General features: G+C 65.9%; 11 protein-coding genes. 10 read left to right on the top strand and 1 reads right to left on the bottom strand.

Annotated elements, in window-relative coordinates; genetic code table 11:
- Window positions 1-420 precede the first annotated feature (420 nt).
- The 4 genes from AB0M24_RS37455 to AB0M24_RS37440 all read left to right on the top strand — a co-directional run bounded on the left by AB0M24_RS37455 (window position 421) and on the right by AB0M24_RS37440 (window position 3,874).
- A complete protein-coding gene (locus AB0M24_RS37455; RefSeq protein ID WP_363778224.1) occupies window positions 421-1,212 on the top strand; it encodes a hypothetical protein in 792 nt (263 codons plus the stop codon).
- A gap of 121 nt (window positions 1,213-1,333) precedes the next feature.
- Window positions 1,334-2,158 carry a DNA methylase gene (locus AB0M24_RS37450; protein WP_363778223.1) on the top strand — a complete coding sequence of 275 codons (825 nt, stop codon included), beginning with the start codon at window positions 1,334-1,336 and terminating at the stop codon, window positions 2,156-2,158.
- A 260-nt stretch (window positions 2,159-2,418) separates the two neighbouring features.
- Window positions 2,419-2,928, top strand: coding sequence for a recombinase family protein (locus AB0M24_RS37445; protein ID WP_363778222.1), 510 nt, complete (start codon window positions 2,419-2,421; stop codon window positions 2,926-2,928).
- Window positions 2,918-3,874, top strand: coding sequence for a tyrosine-type recombinase/integrase (locus AB0M24_RS37440; RefSeq protein ID WP_363778221.1), 957 nt, complete (start codon window positions 2,918-2,920; stop codon window positions 3,872-3,874). Before AB0M24_RS37445 ends, AB0M24_RS37440 begins: the two co-directional genes overlap by 11 nt.
- Window positions 3,875-4,216: 342 nt before the next feature.
- Here AB0M24_RS37440 and AB0M24_RS37435 read toward each other — a convergent pair whose 3' ends face one another.
- Complete coding sequence (locus AB0M24_RS37435; RefSeq protein WP_363778220.1) at window positions 4,217-4,798, bottom strand: hypothetical protein; 582 nt, start codon at window positions 4,796-4,798, stop codon at window positions 4,217-4,219.
- Window positions 4,799-5,176: 378 nt separating this feature from the next.
- Here AB0M24_RS37435 and AB0M24_RS37430 point away from each other — a divergent pair, with 378 nt between their 5' ends.
- The 6 genes from AB0M24_RS37430 (at window position 5,177) to AB0M24_RS37405 (ending at window position 18,873) form a co-directional block, all read left to right on the top strand.
- Window positions 5,177-6,172: a hypothetical protein gene (locus tag AB0M24_RS37430; RefSeq protein ID WP_363778219.1), complete on the top strand. Its 996-nt coding sequence runs from the start codon at window positions 5,177-5,179 to the stop codon at window positions 6,170-6,172.
- A gap of 141 nt (window positions 6,173-6,313) precedes the next feature.
- Window positions 6,314-6,667, top strand: coding sequence for a hypothetical protein (locus tag AB0M24_RS37425; protein WP_363778218.1), 354 nt, complete (start codon window positions 6,314-6,316; stop codon window positions 6,665-6,667).
- Between the two features lie 73 nt (window positions 6,668-6,740).
- The gene (locus AB0M24_RS37420; RefSeq protein ID WP_363778217.1) at window positions 6,741-10,223 is read left to right on the top strand and encodes a hypothetical protein; all 3,483 of its coding nucleotides are present in this window, start codon (window positions 6,741-6,743) and stop codon (window positions 10,221-10,223) included.
- A gap of 766 nt (window positions 10,224-10,989) precedes the next feature.
- Complete coding sequence (locus AB0M24_RS37415; protein WP_363778216.1) at window positions 10,990-11,268, top strand: hypothetical protein; 279 nt, start codon at window positions 10,990-10,992, stop codon at window positions 11,266-11,268.
- Window positions 11,269-12,094: 826 nt separating this feature from the next.
- Window positions 12,095-17,503 (top strand): hypothetical protein, encoded by a 5,409-nt coding sequence (locus AB0M24_RS37410; RefSeq protein ID WP_363778215.1) that lies wholly within the window; start codon window positions 12,095-12,097, stop codon window positions 17,501-17,503.
- Window positions 17,500-18,873, top strand: a complete 1,374-nt coding sequence (locus AB0M24_RS37405) for a hypothetical protein (RefSeq protein ID WP_363778214.1) — start codon at window positions 17,500-17,502, stop codon at window positions 18,871-18,873. The genes AB0M24_RS37410 and AB0M24_RS37405 overlap by 4 nt, the downstream gene beginning before the upstream one ends.

Below are 18,873 nucleotides of genomic sequence, written 5' to 3'. Positions count from 1 at the left end.
GGAAGCCTGCCTGAAAGATCTTGAAGAATCTTCCGCTGCAGGCGCAGTGTGCACGCGAGTATTGCCCGGATGGCTGTGAGTCGCCGCTTGATGAGGGCGAACAGCTGCACCGATATCAACGCAAGTCGATCGCGCACGGAAAGTTCAAATAAGTTCGTGGGACGTGTCCAAAACCGGGTCAAAAAACGGAGTTAAGGGGCGACAGAACACGCAGCATCGACCCGCCAGAGGAGACCTGCGATGCCCCCGACACACGGCAATGACTCCACGGAAGACCACTCCCCAGAGCACGAGTCGATCGCCACGCCGGCAGTCCCGATCGCGCTGCCGCGGAGGCGGCGAATAGCCCGCCGACGTCGTCTGCGCCTCGCCCCGCGCCGCCCCAGCCTCAGCACCGTCTGGCCTTGCGCTCAAGACGAGTTGCGGGAAGGCACTGGGCTGATCGCCCACTGGCTTCTGACTGCGGTCATCAAGATCGTCACCACCTACAGCCAACCCGGTCAACGAGTGCTGCTACTCGACGTCCTACCGCTCGCCACCCCGCCTGTCTCGTCGTCGGCGACCGGACTCCCCGACCGGCCTCGTCGCAACCCCTACGTCGGCCTACTCGAGGCCGGCTGGACGGTGGTCCGACTCGGCCGCAGCGTCCAGACCCACACCGCCGTCGAACACCCTGATCGCCAGGGCAACGCTCCCGCCAACACACCGGCCAGGCCGGAGTCCGGATCCGGACTATCCATCGCCAGTCCGGCCGGCGACCGCCCCGCCGAGTCGGTCGCCGGACCGGACTCGGATACGACCGGACGCCATCCGGACCTCTTCGACCTCATCATCACCGCGGCCAAGCCGAGCACGCTCGGCTGGTTTCATCCGACGGACTGGACCGGGCTGCTCACCTCAACCGGCACGCTCGCTGTCATCACCCATCGTGACTACTCCGGCGGCCTGCTCACCGACCCCGCCGGAGGACTCGTGCGCACCGCACGTCACGCCGGACTCCGCTACACCGACCGCATCGCCCTCCTTCGCGTACCTGTTCGCCGCGGCGCGCTGGCCACCGCAGGACCGTCCACACGCGACCACTCACAGACGGAGGCCGCGTCGCCGACGACTCCCATCCGGCACACCCAAGTGCACGACGACTTGTTGGTCTTCACCGGCCACGCCGCACCGCGCAACGCCGTCGACGGCGAGGAGACCTCCGATGCCTGACCGTCCAACAGCGTCGTGGCGGTCCTCCTCGACGTCGGGAGAGGGGCCACCGAGCCCGCCGCTGTCCGTCTGGTCAACTGGCCAGCTGGACCTCGCGACGCAGCTGCGCGACGCCGACTGTGTGCGCGGTACCAGCACCGATACAGACCTGATCCCGCCCGCGATCGCCGCCCACGCAATCGCCACCTACAGCCTGCCCGGCGACCTCGTCCTGGACCCAGCATGCGGTGCTGGCATCGTTCTGGTGACGGCGTTGCAGGCTGGCCGGCACGCGCTCGGTCTGACCACCGACTCTCGGTGGTGGACGCTCGCCCGAGCCAACATCACCGCTACCAAAGCTGCGGGTGCCTGGCACGACGGGTCCATCCTGGACGCCAGCCCGAAAGCACTGACAACCATCCACGCGGCCGGACTCGTCGGGCGAGTCGGACTCGTCCTGACTTCCCTGCGCACTGCGACAGGTGACCCAGGCGAGCACACGACCGGTCTGGACCGCGACCCGACCGCGACTATCGACGAACTCGCCGCAACGCTGGCCTGCTGCGAGCCGCTGCTGCGTGCTGGCGGACACCTCGTCGTCGTCGCCCGACCCCGGCGAAACACCGACGGCTCCTTGGCCGATCTGACCACCCCACTGATCGCCGCCGGCATCTCCGCCGGACTGGCACCAGTCGACCGATGCGTCGCGCTCAGCGCGGAACTACGTGGCGAGCGACTTGTATCGCGGGCCTCGTTCGCTGACCGGCGCGCCGTCGCTCGAGCACGGGTCACCACCGGAACGCCCATCGCGCTCACCGCTCACCACGAGGTGCTCGTGTTCCGGCTCGCTCACGATGCCGAACTCGCCGCGGCGGGAGCCGACAGCTCCTTGCCGTTCGATCACAAGACCGCCACGCGTCCCGTCGTCAACGGTGTGGACTACCCCGACTGGAGGCGAGCGGCATGACCACTCGCCTTTACTGTCGTGACTGCGGTTGGCACCCCACGTTCCGGCGGAAGCGCGATGCGCTGCGCGCCGCGGTCCGTCATCACTGTGCTGTTGCACCGGTCGCCGAGACCATTCGACCGTGGTGGTCACGGTTGTGGACAACATTGTGGACAGCTCAGCCGGGTGATGCCCCGGAGGTAGTCGACAACCCGGCGGCCAACAGCGCGACTGGTACAGGGGAGCTGCGCGACGCCCACGGCAACCGCATCCAGTGGGCTGTGCTCGCCGCGCACCATGCCGAGAACACCCGCCGGTCCCGGCAGGCCATGGTCGAACTCGTCCGTGCCGGCTACCAGATCGGTCCACCGCCCTATGGCTACCGTGCCCTGCGAATCCGGGTCACCGGCCCAGCCGGCCACAGCAAGCTGCGAGTGGTGCTCGTGCCGGACTGGCGCACCGCCGCGGTCGTCAGGCAGATCTTCAACTGGCGCGTCGATGATGGCTTGAAGTTCGCCGCCATCGCCAGGCACCTCAACGGTGACCCGCGTCAGTACCCCGTCCCGGCGGCGACCGGGCAGTGGACTGCCAAAGCGGTGCGGCGGATTGTCACCAACGTCAAGTACACCGGGCGCCAGGTCTGGGCCCGCACCGTCGCAGGTCGTCCGGTGCCTGTCGAACAGTGGGTCACCTCTGCGCCGAGGGTGCACGAACCGCTGGTCGACGAACGCACGTTCCGTGCGGCACAACCTCCGTCGACGCTTACACAACAGGTCTGCCATGTCCTTTGAGTTGGAACGGCTGACGGGCGGATTGTCGCGGACATGGGCGGGCTTTCTCCGAGACTGGGACCGGAGCCTGCGGGCAGGCAACTATCCGCCGACCACCCGGTACAACTACCTTCTCGCTGCCTCACAGCTCGCTACGTACCTGGCCCAATCCTGCGTAGAGGTTCGTGCCGACGATGCGGCAGACGATCCGACCGAGGTTCGCAAGGAACACATCGAAGCCTTCCAGGCGTGGATGGTTGAGACGAGGTCCGCCGCGACCGCATTGAACAAGCACAAGGGACTTCAGCAGTTCTTCAAGTGGCTGATGCTCGACGAAGAGGAGATAGACCGCTCACCGATGGAACGGGTGAAGCAACCCAAGACGCAGAAGAAGTTGATCCCGGTCATCCGTGACGACGAGACGAAGAAGGTCCTCGACACGTGCAAGGGGAAGGACTTTATCCACCTGCGCGACGAGGCGATCATTCGCCTTTACTACAACACCGGCGCGCGTCTGGCTGAAGTGGGCGGACTCCAGCTCGAGCACGTCGATCTGAACCTCGACTCAGTGCACTACCGCGGCAAGGGCAGCAAGGAACGGAGGGTGAGGTTCGGGCCGAGGACCGCGCGTGCGATCAGCCGGTACCTGAGGGTTCGAGAGAGGCATGTCGGCGCTGATCTGCCGGACCTGTGGTTGGCGGAGCGTGGTCGACGACCGCTCGTGCCGAACGGCATCAAGATGATGCTGAAGCGCCGCGGCGTTGCGGCTGGCCTTAACGGAGTGCACGCGCACCGGTGGCGCCACAACTACGCCCACGAGTGGAAGAAGGCTGGTGGAGACACAGGCGACCTAATGCTGTTGCTCGGCTGGACATCAGAGGACATGCCTCGCCACTACGGCGCCAGCGCGGCGGCGGAGCGAGCGCAGGACACGCAGCTGCGCCTTGGGATCGGCGAGAATGTCTGACGACCTGAACAAGCAGCCCGCGCCGGCTGGCATGAGCCCCGAACAACGCAGCCTTCGTGCGCGGATCGCAGCGCACGCATCCTGGGCGAGGACATCAGACCGCGGTGCTCGCACTTCGCGGGGAACGGAGGCTTTCCTCGAGCGGTTCGAGCGTGAGGTCGACCCGGACAACGAACTGCCTGCTGAGGTACGGCGTGAGATGGCTGTACACGCCAGAACTGCTCACATGCTGAGGTTGGCGCGGCGGTCAGCAGCCGCTCGACGGCGCAAACCTCGCCGGTACGAAGGCGGCGGGGCCTAGTGCGTGGTCGAGTTGATGGTCGAGACGGCCGGGTGAGCGCTTCAGCACAGACCCTCGACCGTCGCGTCCTCCGGCGGCTGCTCAGCAGACTCGTCGGTTCGGATGTCGTACACGTTCGACCATTGGTCAGTCAGCACCGATACGTCCTCGTCGGTGATGTTGATCGCGGGCTTGCGATCCTTGAGGAACAGGCCGAGCTCGCGCAGTGGCCAGATCAGGCGCTCGATGTACGACCCGAAGCGGCGGTTCGACGCAGCTGTGATCGCGTCGCGGCGCCTGAGGTACTCCTCGGTGCTGCCTCGACGAACAACCTGGATCGCCAGATCCAGATCACCGAGGCGATCTTGGGTGCTGTCCAGGTAGCTCCCGAAGACCGTCACATGCGTGACGCTGTAGGGCTTGCTGCGGTCAGCGTTGTACGTCCGTACTCGCTCGAGGAACCCATCGAGGTGACGTTGCGCTGTGGCCCTCGTGATTGGCTTCGCGAAGCTGGCGTTGGCAAGGGCGTTGCCGCGAATCGTCGTGAACCACCAGGCGGCGCCATCTCGATCGCGTTCCGCGATCTCGAGGTAGCCAGCCTCGACGAACCGCTCCAACAGCTTCTCTGCGTCGGCTTCTCCCACCTCGAGGAGGTCGACGGCGAACTCGGTGAGCCCAGGGTTCACGCGGTAGATCCGCATCAGCTCTCGAGCCTGCTCGGCGGGAATGCCTTCGACGAGCTGATCCTTGGAAAGTCGCACCGTCTACCTGTAGCAGACGAGCGGCTCACCCTGCTGGCATTCGAACGCGTCGGATCGGCACGTGTTCGACGTCCCGCCATGGACAACGTTCATGCTGTACGGTCGAAGCCAGGCATGGAGCTTGGGATCGGACCTGAGCCACCACCGACATCCCATGAGGCACGGAGCGTTGGAACGCGCCTTCGCCACCGCCTCGTTCCCTTTGCTTCCTGTACCTGTCGACACGCCCCACACTGGGCGCGTCGGCTGAAAGGCATCTTCGTGACCATCTACTCTCAGCACCCGAACCGCGGAAAAGCGCAGATCCTCGCTACCTTCCGCGGACCAGCCGGTGTGGTGTCGTCGACAATCACGAGCGTTGAGGACACGGCACTCGCTCGTCCGATTGTTGATGCGCTCAACCGGATCTCGGCTTGTGCCACCGTGCCCGTCAGCGTGTGGGACACCCGCGACGATCGCCACGCTCGCTACCCGCGCGAGCACCTTGCTGCGTTGACCGATCGAACGGCCCGTGCCGACCTGCTCAAGGGAGCGCACAGCCTGTGGTACGAGCAAGCGAAAGCGCTTCTGCACGAGGCACTGACCGACCTTGACGAGGCTACGGCGGCCGTACCTCCGCCAGTTGGGAAAGCGATTGCGGCCGAGCTGGTGTCCGAGGCGCGTGGACTCGACGACGCATGGGTCGAGTACTCGGAGGGCATCTCAGTGCCTGAGACGGAGAACCAGCGTTGCTGGGACTTCGAGAGCCCGTTCGTGGCTTTCGAGGGCGGGGTGGAAGGACTGAGTGGTGAGGATCGTGACCGCCTGAATCGTATGGAGCGGGGCGCTACCGCCGAGAAGATCAGAAAAGGGGTCACGGACATGCGGTTGCTGCTCGACGCGTACCGGAAGTCCGTCAACCACCAGATCATGTTCTTGGACGAGTTCACGATCAGCGACGACCCTCTTGGGTCAAATCGCTACTACCTCAACGTTTGTGCCCCGCGGCCGAGCGGCGAGCACGGTCGTCATGATTGGGAGGTCGAGATCGGCCAGTGGGACATCGACCTCGACGATCCCGAGCACGAGGACAGCACCGCTCACGGCGACACGGTCCTCCGATGCGCTCGATCAACGCCTCCTGCCATTCCCGAGATCGTCGAACTGCTGAACCGCAGCGGAGGGCGGCAGGAGCAACTTGCTGTATGGGCCAAGACTCATGTTGGAGAGGCACTTGCCGGCACGACTTTCGTGGTGACGAAGCATTTCGAGGAGTGAGGCTGTGGATGACGACCAGCGCGGCGCAGGTGTTTCTCGAACAGGTCGAGCAACGTATAGATCCTCGTCGGCTCTGGATGGGGAATGTGCGAAACAACGGGGCAGGCTCGTGCGATGGGGAGAGGTATGAGCGGAGCGCGTGTGACGCTGGTGTTGACCTGCGTCATGGTGGCTGGGCTGGCTGGCTGGTTCGCGTTGGCCAAGTGGGATCAGGCCAACAAGGTGGCGACGGTGGCGTCGGCATTGGGGGCGGTCGCCGCAGTGGGCGTCGCGATCTGGGTCGCTCTGCGGAGCTCGCCGAGCCAGGCTGAGCGTGCCAACAGCCGGATTCGGGTCGCTCGCACCGGCGACGCGACAGCCGTGGGGGCTGGCAGTAGCGCGATCACCGGCGTGCGCGCCAATGCCAGCGACACAACTTCGCTCAGGGTTCGCGACACCGGAAACGCTCAGGCCGATGACGGAGGCAACGCTGTCTCGGGCGTGAGGCTAGATTGAGCCGACTGCTGTGGCGAATCGATCGCTTATCTGGCGTGTCGCGTGAGTAGTTGTGGTTAGAGAACGGCGGCAGGTGGATAAGGCCAAGGTCTCCAGAACCGGAGACGCGATCGCGACCGCGCCTGGCGCGGTCGCGATCAGTGGTGTGGCCACGGTGCACATGACCGGCCCACCGCCGGCGCGTTCGTACTACCGCGAGCAGATATCGCAGACCGTCCAGTCGCCGCTGCTCGACCGAGACGCGGAGCTCGCGGAACTGGCCGAGTTCTGTACAAGCTCTGACGAGGGCGCGCCAGCGTACTGGTGGTGGCGAGCGCCGAAGTGGTCAGGCAAGACCGCGTTGATGAGAGCATTCGTGTTGGACCCACCAGCAGGTGTGCGGGTGGTGTCGTTCTTCATCACTGCCAGGTTGCTTGGGCACGACACTCGGACCGCATTCGTCGACATCGTCGGCGAACAACTGGCTGAGATCTTGGCCGAACCCAGTCCGATTGCCCTCCCTCTGCATATGCGTGACAGCAATCTGATGGGCTTGCTCGCCCGTGCAGCGGAAGAGTGTCGTGAGCGAGGTGAGCGGCTAGTACTGCTGATCGATGGCCTCGACGAGGACCGTGGTACTCCCCACGACCACCCTGCCCAGGGCAGCAGCATCGCCGCCGCTCTGCCCATGTGTCCGCCCGCGGGAATGCGGATCGTCGTATCCGGCCGCCCGAGCCCTTCGCTGCCTAGCGACGTCCCAGCCGAACATCCACTCCACAACACGGCCGTGCTGCGACCGTTGGATGCCTCGCCTCATGCGAAGGTCGCCAAGGACAGGATGCTGCTGGAGCTGAGCCATGTGCTGCACGCCGGTCAGAATGAACAGGACCTGCTCGGACTGCTCACCGCGGCCGGCGGCGGTCTGACCGCCGCCGATCTAGCAGATCTAACGAGCCAAGCTCCAGGTCAGGTCCGCCGTCGGCTGCGTGGGGTACTCGGCCGAATTCTTGAAACACGCGGTGGACACCCGCGTCGCGATGCCGAGGTCTACCTGCTCGGGCATGAGGGGCTCCATGCGATTGCAACGGAGGAGTTCGGCGAACAGCGGCTTGAGCAGTACCGGCAGCACCTGCACGACTGGGCCGACCGCTATCGTGAGTTCGGATGGCCAGCTAGTACTCCTACTTATTTGCTGGCTCCCTATGGTCAGCTTCTCATCGAGTTGCAGGACCGAGAACGACTCGTCGCTCTTGCCTTGAGTCCTGAGCGACATGATCAGATGTTTGCCAGGTACGGCAACGATGCCGCTGCGGGCTGGGAGATCCTCAATGCGCAGGAACTCGGCGCACGAGTCGCCGTGCCTGATCTTGTCACGCTCGGGACTCTTCTCATCCGGCGTTTGGGCCTGGCGGCGCGCAGTGAACAGATTCCGAAGGACTTGTCCGCGGCATGGGCGCGACTGGGGGACTTCGAGAAGGCCGAGGCCCTGGCGCGCGGATACGCCGCACCGGCCGCACGCGGACAGGCGCTCGCTGCAGTTGCCGCCGCAGCGGGCGCGGTGGATCTTGAGCTCTGTCGTCGTCTAGTAGCTGACGTCGAGGTAATCGTCAACGGCCTTGGCGAACCTAGTGCGCTTGTGGAGGTGGGAATCGAGCTTGTAGCCGCTCTCGCTTCGCTGGACCTCGAAGCTGCGGTCCATCGAGCCATCGAGGTCGAGAACGATATCCGGCGCGTCGACGACGAGTACATCGAGGACACCTATCGGACCGAACTCGTCCGCAAGTGTTCAGAAGCGCGGTTGTGGGACGCCGCCGAGCGATTCTCGTTGACTATCGAAGATTCCTATCACAAGTCTGTGGCCCTGGATAACCTCGCACGTGATCTTGCTGCGGCGCGCGAATGGGATCGGGCTGATCGCACGGTGGAGCACCTCGAGGATGCGAGGGATCGAGGGCGCGTTGCCTCTGTGTTGTGTTGGGAGCTCGCGTGCGCAGGACTGTTCGACAGGAGTGAGGAGACGGCGCGACGCATTGAAGATCCTGCTTGGCAGGAGGCTGCTCTCGCCGAGGTCGCGATCATTGCTGCAGGGAACAACATGCCACTGGCGGAGTCCCTTGTCGAAGAGTTGAGTTCGTTGGGCTGGTCACCTGCGGCCGCTCACATCGAGCTAGCGAAGCGCGTTGTGTCGCAAGCAAAGTTGGATGTAATTCTGAGTAGATGGAACAGCCATGCCCCGCCGAAGTTGCTTGCGCAACTCGCTGGCATCGTCGTCCCGGTAGATCGGTCGATTGCCGACGATCTCGCGGACAGGGCGATAGAGGCCTGGCTTTCGCTGCCGGATGACGAGCGTGATCGTGGCTGGATGGATATTGTCGATGCGTTCGCGTGGTCCGGGATGTGGGATCACGCAATCCACGTAGCCCGGCAACTTCGGCGCGTCGCCGTGCAGGCCAGATACCTCGCCTGGCTCGCCGCGTATCAAGCAACGAAGGATCCTGCAGGTGCGAGAACAACAGCGATCGAAGCGGAGGACGTCGCGCGGAGAACCGAGGACAGGCAGCGGCGCGACAAGGAGCGCTCACATCTGATCGATGCAATGTCTGCCACGGACAAGCGCGACCGCGGTCGACCAGCTCTGACGGGATTCGCTTCTGCTGTGTTCCCTTTGCCGCCCGAAGGGCAGTGTGACCCGGAAGACTTGCTTCACGCCATCACGGACTACGACGAGCGGTTCAACACCCTGATCGCGGCTTGTGAAGCGTGCGCGCGAGCGGGTCGTTGGGATGACCTGGCTCGGCTCGCTGATCATGCGGAGACACCGCTCGACCGCGCACATATCCGAGTGCTAGTCCTCGCCGTCGTCGCGCAGCATGATCCTGAGGCCGCTGCCCGCGTCGCTTCGGACTCGTTGCATCTGCTTCGGACTTCGGACGATGACGATCGACCGCATGTGACTTCGCGTCTATGTGAGGAGTTGCTGCTCGTCGGGATGGTTGACGCAGCCGAGGGGATTGCTCGAAACGAACCGCTGCCGCTTCTTGGCGTACGAGAGTTGGCGTCAGTCGCGGGCGCGCGTCTGCGAACTGCCCCGTCTCGCGCCGCGCGAATCGCAGACGATGCGGAGCGTATTGCCAGTGAGATCGCGGATGCCAACAAACGTGCGGCCGCACTGGTCGCGCTGGTAGTGGGGCTCGCGGACACCCGTCAGGTCGAACGGGCCGCGCGCGTCGCGTCGAGTATCGAGTACCCGGATGAACGCTCGTCTGCATACCGGTTGCTTTGTGACGCGCTGGTTCAGCAGCGAATGTGGGCTGAGGCGGAGCGGGCGGCATGTGCGATTGGTGATGAGGAGATCACGAGCTACAAGTACCTGAGGATCTTGGATGGTGTCGCGCAGGAGGCGGCGTCTGAAGACCAACCGGGCAGGCGATCCGCCCTGGTCTCGCTTGCTCGCACCATTTTCGCTCGCAGCCTGGCGAGAACCAGTTCGTTTGCCACCGCAACAGCTGTGGCGGCTGTGCTTCCGGTCGAGGTGAAGGAGCTCTGTGAAACGTTGCTTCCGGAGTTGACGGACTGACAGGCGACGGGCCTGCGGCCACTGCGGCCTGCAAGTGGAGGTGCGGAACCTTCGACTCCTTTACTCGGCCAGTTACACTGGAGACCGACCTGGAAGAACAGGCCGGAGCATGCCGCTCAGTCGTTCCACGACTGGGGGTCAAGGGGTCGCAGGTTCAAATCCTGTCGTCCCGACGGCCAAGAGGGTCTTCGCAGCTCAGGTGCTGCGGAGGCCCTCTTTTTGTTGGATTGAACCGCTCCGCGACGGTGAGTGCATCGGTCATAGACCCCTTTACTCGCAGTCAAGAGGTCGATTCTCTCGATCTTGTGCGACTTTCTCGCGTTGGCAAAGCCGCAGCTAGTTCGCACGTGCGGCCTGGTCAGATCAAATAGATGCCAGGGCGTTGAGCTCAGGCGACGACTTGACTCGGCGGCCGACTGACAGCGCAAGCCTGAGCCATCCAGGTGTTCGTACGGGTACCACAGGCCCTTGAGCTGGTGTATCCCGCGCGGCGCGACGGCCGGTCCTGCTCGCGAGCGACATCGGGCGCCGCATGTCCGCCGTGGTCATCGCGCTCGGCAAGGCGCGCCTGCCGGACGACGAGCTGTAGGAGCAGTTATCCGGAGTCCCTGAGCTGCCGCTGCTGACTGAACGGTTGCATCGAGCGCTCGACGTCTGGACGACGGCTTCCCAACGTTGGCCCAATGCCGCTTCGAACAGCAGCTGGTGCCGTGGATCGTGCGCAACGCCAACCAGATTCCGAGAACTTAGTAACACGGTCGCCGAGGTGAAGACCGAGTACGAGGGCCTCCGCGCCGACCCCGCCAACATGGTGAAGGCGGGCACCAGTAACGTGCGCGGCGACAGCCTGGACTACTGGATCTTCCAGTACCTCTACAGCAACAACGGGTCGATCGAGTCGCCCTCGACCGGCTGGCGCACGACGAATGTGCTGAGGCGCTCCGCCCTCTCGTGGCTAGCGGCCTCGTCGGCGGCCGGTGGCGCGGTCAACCTCGACTACGCGGGTTGCTTCTCCGTGCTGTGCAACGACACCCGCTGGAGCTAGTACGTCGGCCACTGCTGCAAGGAAGCGGAACGGCTGACGGTGAAGTACCCGCCCGGCGGCCACGCGATCGGACGTTACTCGTACGGGTTCTGGCCGTTCCCGCCACAGGACCGGGTCGTCAATCTCAAGCGCACGCCCCAGTTCTGAAGGTGCAGTACCTGTCTGGCGCCCGTCCGCCTGCGTCCGGGAGATCGGCGACAGGGTTATCTTCGAAGGCGTGCTGCCCGCCAGGAGGTGGTGGGCAGCACAGCTCCGCTGCCGGGTGAGTCCGCCGTGTTCCCGGTGCGTGGTCCGGTGACCGGCGGGGCCGCGCAGTCCTCCAGAACAAGATCGCCTCGTCGAACCGTTTCGCCGGTGTGGCTGGGCCGCTAAAGATCGTCACGCCCATTGGCCGAGACGTCACTTTCCGTTAGCTCCGAGGATGTCGATCATCGAGTCGCGCGGACTTGTGCTATGGAATTGCGATTCGTCGTAGTGCGTGAAGATGACAATACAAGGACAAAAACTGGTCAATCTTTCCTTGTGGTAGTTCGCGGCGCCTTGGTGCTTGCTGTTGGAGGGACGATTTCCCACTTCAAAGCCGGTGCGGCGGCTTCGGTGTGCGCATTCTCATGTGCCCTACCACGGTCGATGCGCGGTTGGCCGTCGTCGGCACTCGATTCGTGGAACCTGTCGCGCGAGTGTTGATGGATCGAATGTGATTCACCTGAGCAGGCCTCTGCATTGGGCTGTTCGGGTGCATTCGCGCAGATGCGGTTGCTCCACTTGGGTAATGATGAGTGTTCACCTAACAGGTTGAGTCCGGCGCGATGTACAACTACTGACCGTGACAGCCGCCCTCGATGTGCCCCACGACTTCCGCAGGTGGCTCAGGTCGCTCGAAGACGCGGATCTCGGTGCGGTCCTGATGCTGAGCGGTCCGCTGCGTGCCGCCGCCAAGCTCCCGCATGGCGTCGAGGGCACACGGGCGCCTGTGCGGCGCGAGCTGCGGGCGGCGCGTGCCCGGCTGGCGAAGGCGAAGGCGCATCAGCTCGTTCTGGCTGCGGAGGCGGTGTTGCCGCCGGCCGCCGACCTCCTCGTGCACCATCTGTCGTTTAGCGAGGTTCTGGTCGCCGATCCGACGAGAGAACAGCTCGCCGAGATGCTCGTCGCTCTCGGGCGTCCTGTCGGGACAGCAGTGCTGTACGGGCTCCTGCTCGGCGACGCGAATGCCACGCCGACTGCCACGCGGTATCGCGCCGATCTCGAGGATGCTCTCCGCAGTGCGCCCAGGAAAACCCTGTCAAACCTCGTTCAGAGTGGAGATCGTGACGTGACCGACCGCGTGGAGACCAGTGGCGGGCTCGTCGAGCTCGATCAGCAGTTCACCGAGCTCTGGACCTTCGCCGCGGAGATGTCGGCGTCTCTGCACAAGCTGGCGGACGACGTCGAACGTGGCGGGGCGGCGGTCCTGACCGTGTCCGTGGACCAGTACGGCCAGCGGCGCGAACAGCTCCTGCGTGACCTGAAGCTCCCGGAACACGCGGTGTTCGCCGACGCGGAGTCACGGTTGAAGGAACTGCGGGAGCGGGAGGCCGAACGGCGGCGCGAGGAGGAGTCCGCCGCCGCTCGCGCCGACGAGATCAGCGAGCAGATCCGCCGCCTGGAGACCATCCTCGGCACGCTTCCCGAGGAGGCCAAGAGCGGGTTGCTGGACAGCCTGGCCGTGCTCCGCAAGGACTACGCGGCGCTGACGTCCTCGGGCGACCTCGACGTCGAAAGCGAGTCTCAGCCCGAGGCTGAGGCCGAACCCCCACCCGAGCTGGCCCCGCCGTCCGAGCTTCAGGAACCGTTGCAGGTCAACGAGACTCCGGAGCCGCAGCCGGTCGCGGACGTGGTGCTTGAGAGCAGCCCGAGCGCGATCGAGCACGAACAGGCTCCGCCGCAGGAGGAATTCCTGCACGGCTGGGATGAAGGCGATCCGCCGCTCGCGGTCGACCTGACTCGCGAGGGCAGGCTCGGCGAGGCCTACTGGGTGACGGCGATGTCGGGGGAGTTCGACCGACGGGTGGCCGCGCTGCGCTTCGCCGCGGCAGCCTACGCGGTCACGAGCAACGCCGAGGCCACCGCGGTGCTTGCCGCGCTGGACCTCGACGCGCAGGAGCTGAGCGCCGACACCGAGGCCGCGGTCGTGGTGACCACCGCCGTGCTCCGGGCCGGCCTGGTCGCGGGGTGGGGTCATCCGCTGCTCGCCCAGCTCGGCCCCGAGCTGACGTTGCCCGAGACCTGGCAGACGTTGGTGGACACCTGCATCAGAGCGGTGCGGCGCGAGTTCCGCGTCGATTTCGAGGTGGGACTGGTGCCGCCGGAGGAGGACGTGCACGAGGCACGTGCCGAGCTCGGCAGGCAGGCTGCAGTGCTCCTGGAGGAACTGCCCAAGCGCAAGAACAACTACCAGCGCGCTACGAGAGTGCTGCAGCGGCTCATGGTGAAGGGCCAGCCGTTGTCGAACGCGCTCGAGGCGGTGCAGGCGTGGTCGGAGAACGCCTCGAACGGCCAGGCGTTGTCCGAGGTGGCTGTCGAGTTCGCGGCGCCTGGAGCGATCGACGGCATGATCAAAGCCGCCGACGAGGCGATGCGAACACCCAAGCAGTCGCGCGTGGCCATAGTGGCCACCGCGTTGCGCACGTTGCGCCGCTCCGTTGAGGAGGTCGGCGCGATCGTGCAGGAGGCGGACGCGGTGCACCGCAGGCTGACCGCCGCCGAGTCCGACGACGCCGCGCTCGGTCAGAAGCTGCTCCGCGCGGCGACCGACGCGGACTCCGCCGAGGTTCCTCCCGGAATGGTCGGCGCCGCGGTTTCGTTGCTGCACAGGTGGTTGGAGACGACGACCAGTCCTGTGTGGACCGGCTTCGGGCCGGGAGACTCGCCCTTGTCTAGCGAGGCACCGGGTATCGCCGAGCCTAGCGTCGACGTGCTGCTGCCGTTGCCGGACCTGCCTCGCGACGCGCAGGGCCGGCCGGACCAGGACGATCCGCGAACGTCGGCGGTTCTGGCGCGGTTGAGTGAACCGTTGGACCTGGACGCGGCGCTGGGGTCCTACTGCGAGACCGGGAATCTCCGCAGTGCGCTGAAGATGATCGAGCTGGCCGACTCCGGCTTCTGGCCGGAGACCCAGCTGGCCGCGTCGGCCGCGGAGAAGGTCGCCTCGGCGCGGGAGACGCTCGTCCGGAAGCACCGCGCGAACCTGATGAAGGCGCGTGAGTTGTTCGCCCGAGTGCGTACGCAGAACCTCCTGGACCAGGCCGAGGAGTCGACCGTCAGCGGTCGTCTGATGACGCTAGACAAGGTGCCTGACGGACGGTTCGACGAGGCCGCGCGCCAGGTGAGCGATCTCGTCGGCGGCCTCGAAGCCAAGCAGCGTTCCTGGGGCGAGGAGCTCCAGTCCGAGCTCGCCGCGCTGACGCTCTCCGACCAGGACCGTCAGCGGGTGGCCGGGCTGCTGGAGGACGACGACACGGTGACCGCGGCGGAGTTCCTGGCGTTCGTCCGGGAGGGCAAGCCGCTGCCCGAGTACGCCGAGCTCACAGGTCAGGATCTCAAGGCGTTCACCGGCGTGCTGGCCGAAGGTGTCGCCCGCAACCTGATGGTGCCGCAGACCGGTGCCACCCACTGGGCCAAGCTGGTCGTGAAGGACGGTGAGCTGGCCGAGCTCGGCGCCGTGGGAGTGATGGCGTGGGACTCGCTCACCGACAACCGCCAGCACGGCGGTGACCAGCTTCCGGTGGTGGTGAAGGACATCCTGCGCACGCTGGGACTGAACTCGTCGACCCGGCCACGGGAGTACAACCAGCGGCAACGCCTCGGCTTCCGCAAGTTCCGCGTGCAGGCAGTGCCGAGCGACGGTTCGTACGTGTCGGTGCTCGGGTCCGCGGCTTCCGAGTACAACGTGATCGTGGTGACGGACGAACGCCGGGGACGGACGGTGCTCGACGTCCTCGGTCCGGAGGAGTCCGGTCGGGCCAACGTCGTCCTGTACCTGCACCCGATGGACCTGGGCGCGCGACGTCAGCTCGCGGCACACGCCGTTGGCACTTCGGCACAGGCGCTGGTGGTCGATCCCGCTGTGTTCAGCTGGGTCGCTGCGAAGGCACCGGGATCGTGGCGGGCCACCCAGCGCGTCACGTTGCCCTGGACGGCGCTCAATCCGTACACCCCGTTCGTCGCGGGTCTCGTTCCGCCCGAGGTGTTCGTAGGACGTGCCAAAGAGATGGCGCAGGTGATCGACCCGCACGGCGGGTTGTTCATCTACGGTGGCCGCCAGCTCGGAAAGTCGGCGTTGCTGCGCCGGGTGGAGGCCATGTTCAACTTGGTCGACGACCAGCACGCCGTCTACCTGGATCTCAAAGGACGCGGAATCGGCGAGGCCGAACCCGCCGGCCGCATCTGGCGCGAGCTCGTCGTCGAGCTCAAGGAACGTGGTGTGCTGCAATCGAAGGTGGCCGCCGACGTCTCCGCCGAGGACGTGGTCACGCAGATACGCACCTGGCTCAACAACAAGCCTGGCAAGCGTTTGCTCCTGCTGGCGGACGAGGCCGACGCGTTCCTCACCGCGGACTCACGCGGTGTGCCGACGGCAGGTGGCGTCTCGACATTCCCGAACGTGTTGCGGCTTAAGGAGCTCATGGAGTCCACCGAGCGGCGGTTCAAGGTCGTGTTCGCTGGCCTGCACCAGGTGCAGAGGTTCGGTCACCTGTCGAACGTGCCGCTCGCCCACGGTGGTCCCGACATCCTCGTCGGCCCATTGGACGCAGCTGACGCACGCAAGCTCGTCGCCGAGCCACTGGCGGCCCTCGGGTACACGTTCGAACAGCCCGAGCTGGTCTGGCGCCTGCTCGCGGCGACGAACTACCAGGCGAGCCTGATCCAGATCTTCTGCGAGGAACTGGTACGCACGCTGCACAGCCGGGTCTCGCAGATCCAGGACCTGCCGGTGCGGATCAGGGAGAGCGATGTCGAGGCGGTCGCAGCGAGCGACCGGGTGCGGGCCCGCATCGCCGAACGGCTGCGCATCACGATCAACCTTGAGGACCGCTACCGGGTCCTGATGCTGATCATCGCTCTGGACAGCCTCGAGGACTCTTTCGGCGCCGACTACAGCGCCGGCGAACTCCTGGAGAAGGCCAGGGTCTACTGGCCCGAGGGCTTCGAGGACATGACGGTCACCCAGACCAGGATCCACCTCACCGAGATGGTGGGGCTCGGGTTGCTCATCCGGCTGTCGGGACAGGACAGGTTCGCGGTGCGCAGCCCGAACGTGGTCAACATGCTCGGAACGAAGTCGGACCTGGAACGCGAGTTGGGGGAGACCGACTTCGACCTGCCCTACGAGTACAACCCACGCGACGCTCGCCGGCTGCTCCAGATCGACGGCAACGACGTGGACCGCAGGAGCCCGCTCACCGACGGGCAGCTGTCCGCTCTGACCGGTCCGACCGCGGGGTTGTGCGTCGTCGTCGGATCGGCGGCCCTCGGCATCGACCGAGTGGCTCAGGCTGTCAGCGACTACGCCAAGGTGCGCAGCCTGAACGTGGACATCTGCAAGATGGGCACCGACGTGACCAGGGCGCTTCAGGCCGCTTCACGTCGCAGGCGGCCGACGGTCGTCGTCGCGGACCTGCGGGCCAAGTCACCTGCGGAGATTCGTCGTGCGGAGCAGCTACTGACCGAGTCGTCCGTGGCGGCGGTGCTGGTGCTGGAGCGCGACGAGGCGGAGAAGCTCGGCGCCGAACCCGTGCGGCTGGCCCGCTGGACGGTCGGCAGTCTGCGCAGCTGGCCGGAGTGCCCGTTCGACGTGGTCGAAGCGCGGACCAAGTTGATCGAGGCCACTGGCGGCTGGCCGGAGCTGGTGGAGGACCTGATCAGCGCGGTGGTCCGTCGCGGACGGACCCAGGCGCAGGCGCTCGACATCGCGAGGCGCGGCACTGACGATCGGGAGTGGGCCGCGAAGTTCCTCGACCAGGCGGACGTCGGCGCGGCTCTGCGAGACCGGATCGGTGTCTGGGTCGATTACTTCGACCCAGGCGACCTGGCCTCGCCGGTGGACGTCGCGGAGGCGTTGGAGATCGGTCTCGCTCACGCGACCGCGCTGCTGGAGGAGCTGGCGGAACTGGGAGTGCTCGACGAGGGAGCCAACGGCGTCTCCCTCGACCGAGTGGTCCACCGCTGTCTGACCACGCTGCGCAGCACGCCGTGACCAGACAACCGTGGGAACTGCCTTCGCTCCCCGGTCCGCGCGGCCATCTCGACGTTCTGTCGCGCGACCTGGACGACGGGTTCAGCTGCGTGTGGGTGCTTCCGGACGAACTGGTGGAGCGGGGAACGGCCGACGATCTCGTCGACATCGCTGGTGCGCGGCCCGACAGCGTCCGCGTCGAGGCGCCGCAAAGGAACAGGATCGTCGTGCCTGCGGTACACCGTTGGCAGGCCCCTGAACCCACGACGCTCCCGGCGTGGGCTCGGAACACCCTGGGGCTGTTGGAGTTCGACGAGCCCCAGGATCCTCCGACGATCGTCACGGACCGTCCAGAAGAGACGGTCGTGGACAAGCTGTGCGCGTTGTTCGGCATCCCGCTGGACGGCGATCCACTGGTGCGCCTCGTGCTGGACGAGCAGCTATCCGGCAAGGTCGTCGTGCTGTGCGGCTGGGACGGCTGGGACGCTGCGGATCTCGGCGCGTGCGTCAGCCGGTTCACCGCTCTGCTCAAGGAACACGGGCTCGCACCCACCTCCAGACCGAGTCTGCTGATCGCGGTCAGGGAGGACGACCTTCCAGCCTCCGTGCTGGAGAGAGCCGACCCGTTGACCACGAAGGTGCACTGGTGGTGGGACGTGTATGGCCGCCTGGACACTGCCACCGTCGTGGCGGCCGTGCGCCGGCAGTCCCTGTGGAACACGACGAAGGGCAAGACGGCCGTCCTCCGGCAGTTGGTCGCGACCGAGGTGATGACCGAGGTCGCTGGACCGGACCTGTTGCTCGCCGACCACCTCGCCCGGTCCTGGAACGGCCAGGTCTCCGCGCTGGCCGAGCAGATCGGCGCACTGCCGTACGACGCCGCCGACGACGTCCTCCCGGCCGAGATCGACGGCCGCACCGGAAGCACTCGTCCCCCGCAGGCATTGAGAAGTGCTTGGCGCAGAGGCGTGGTGGACAGGTGGGACAGGCGCATCCGGATCAGCCCCGCTGCCAAGCTGTCGTCCGCTGAGCACGGCGACCTCGACACGTTGGTCTGGCGAGGGCAGAGCCGTGCGCTCACACCTCTGGTGGACGGGTGCCGCGCGCGTCTGGAGAAGGTGTTGCGGGACAACGCGTCGAAGTCGGTCATCGAAGTGCTGGAGCGGGAACAGGACACGCATGACCGGCGACGCACCCGGTCGAGGCAGGGGACGCTGGAACTGGGCGCGATGGCCTGGGCGGTCAGCAGCAGACGGGTACAGCTGTCCCGCCCGGATGCCGACCTCCTGTTCTGCGCGCGGGACGTCCGCAACTCGCTGGCGCACCTCCGTCCACTGCCCGACGAGGAACTCGACCGGCTGGCCGCCGTGATGCCGGAAACCCTTTGGTGA

Source organism: Lentzea sp. NPDC051838 (genome assembly GCF_040681245.1).
Lineage (GTDB): Bacteria > Actinomycetota > Actinomycetes > Mycobacteriales > Pseudonocardiaceae > Lentzea.
Note: the sequence above shows the minus strand (reverse complement) of the source record. Positions and strands in the feature narration are given on the sequence as shown.

Coding starts and splice junctions, on each gene's coding strand:
- AB0M24_RS37440 (WP_363778221.1), top strand. CDS start 2,918: ATGTCCTTTGAGTTGGAACGGCTGACGGGCGGATTGTCGCGGACATGG.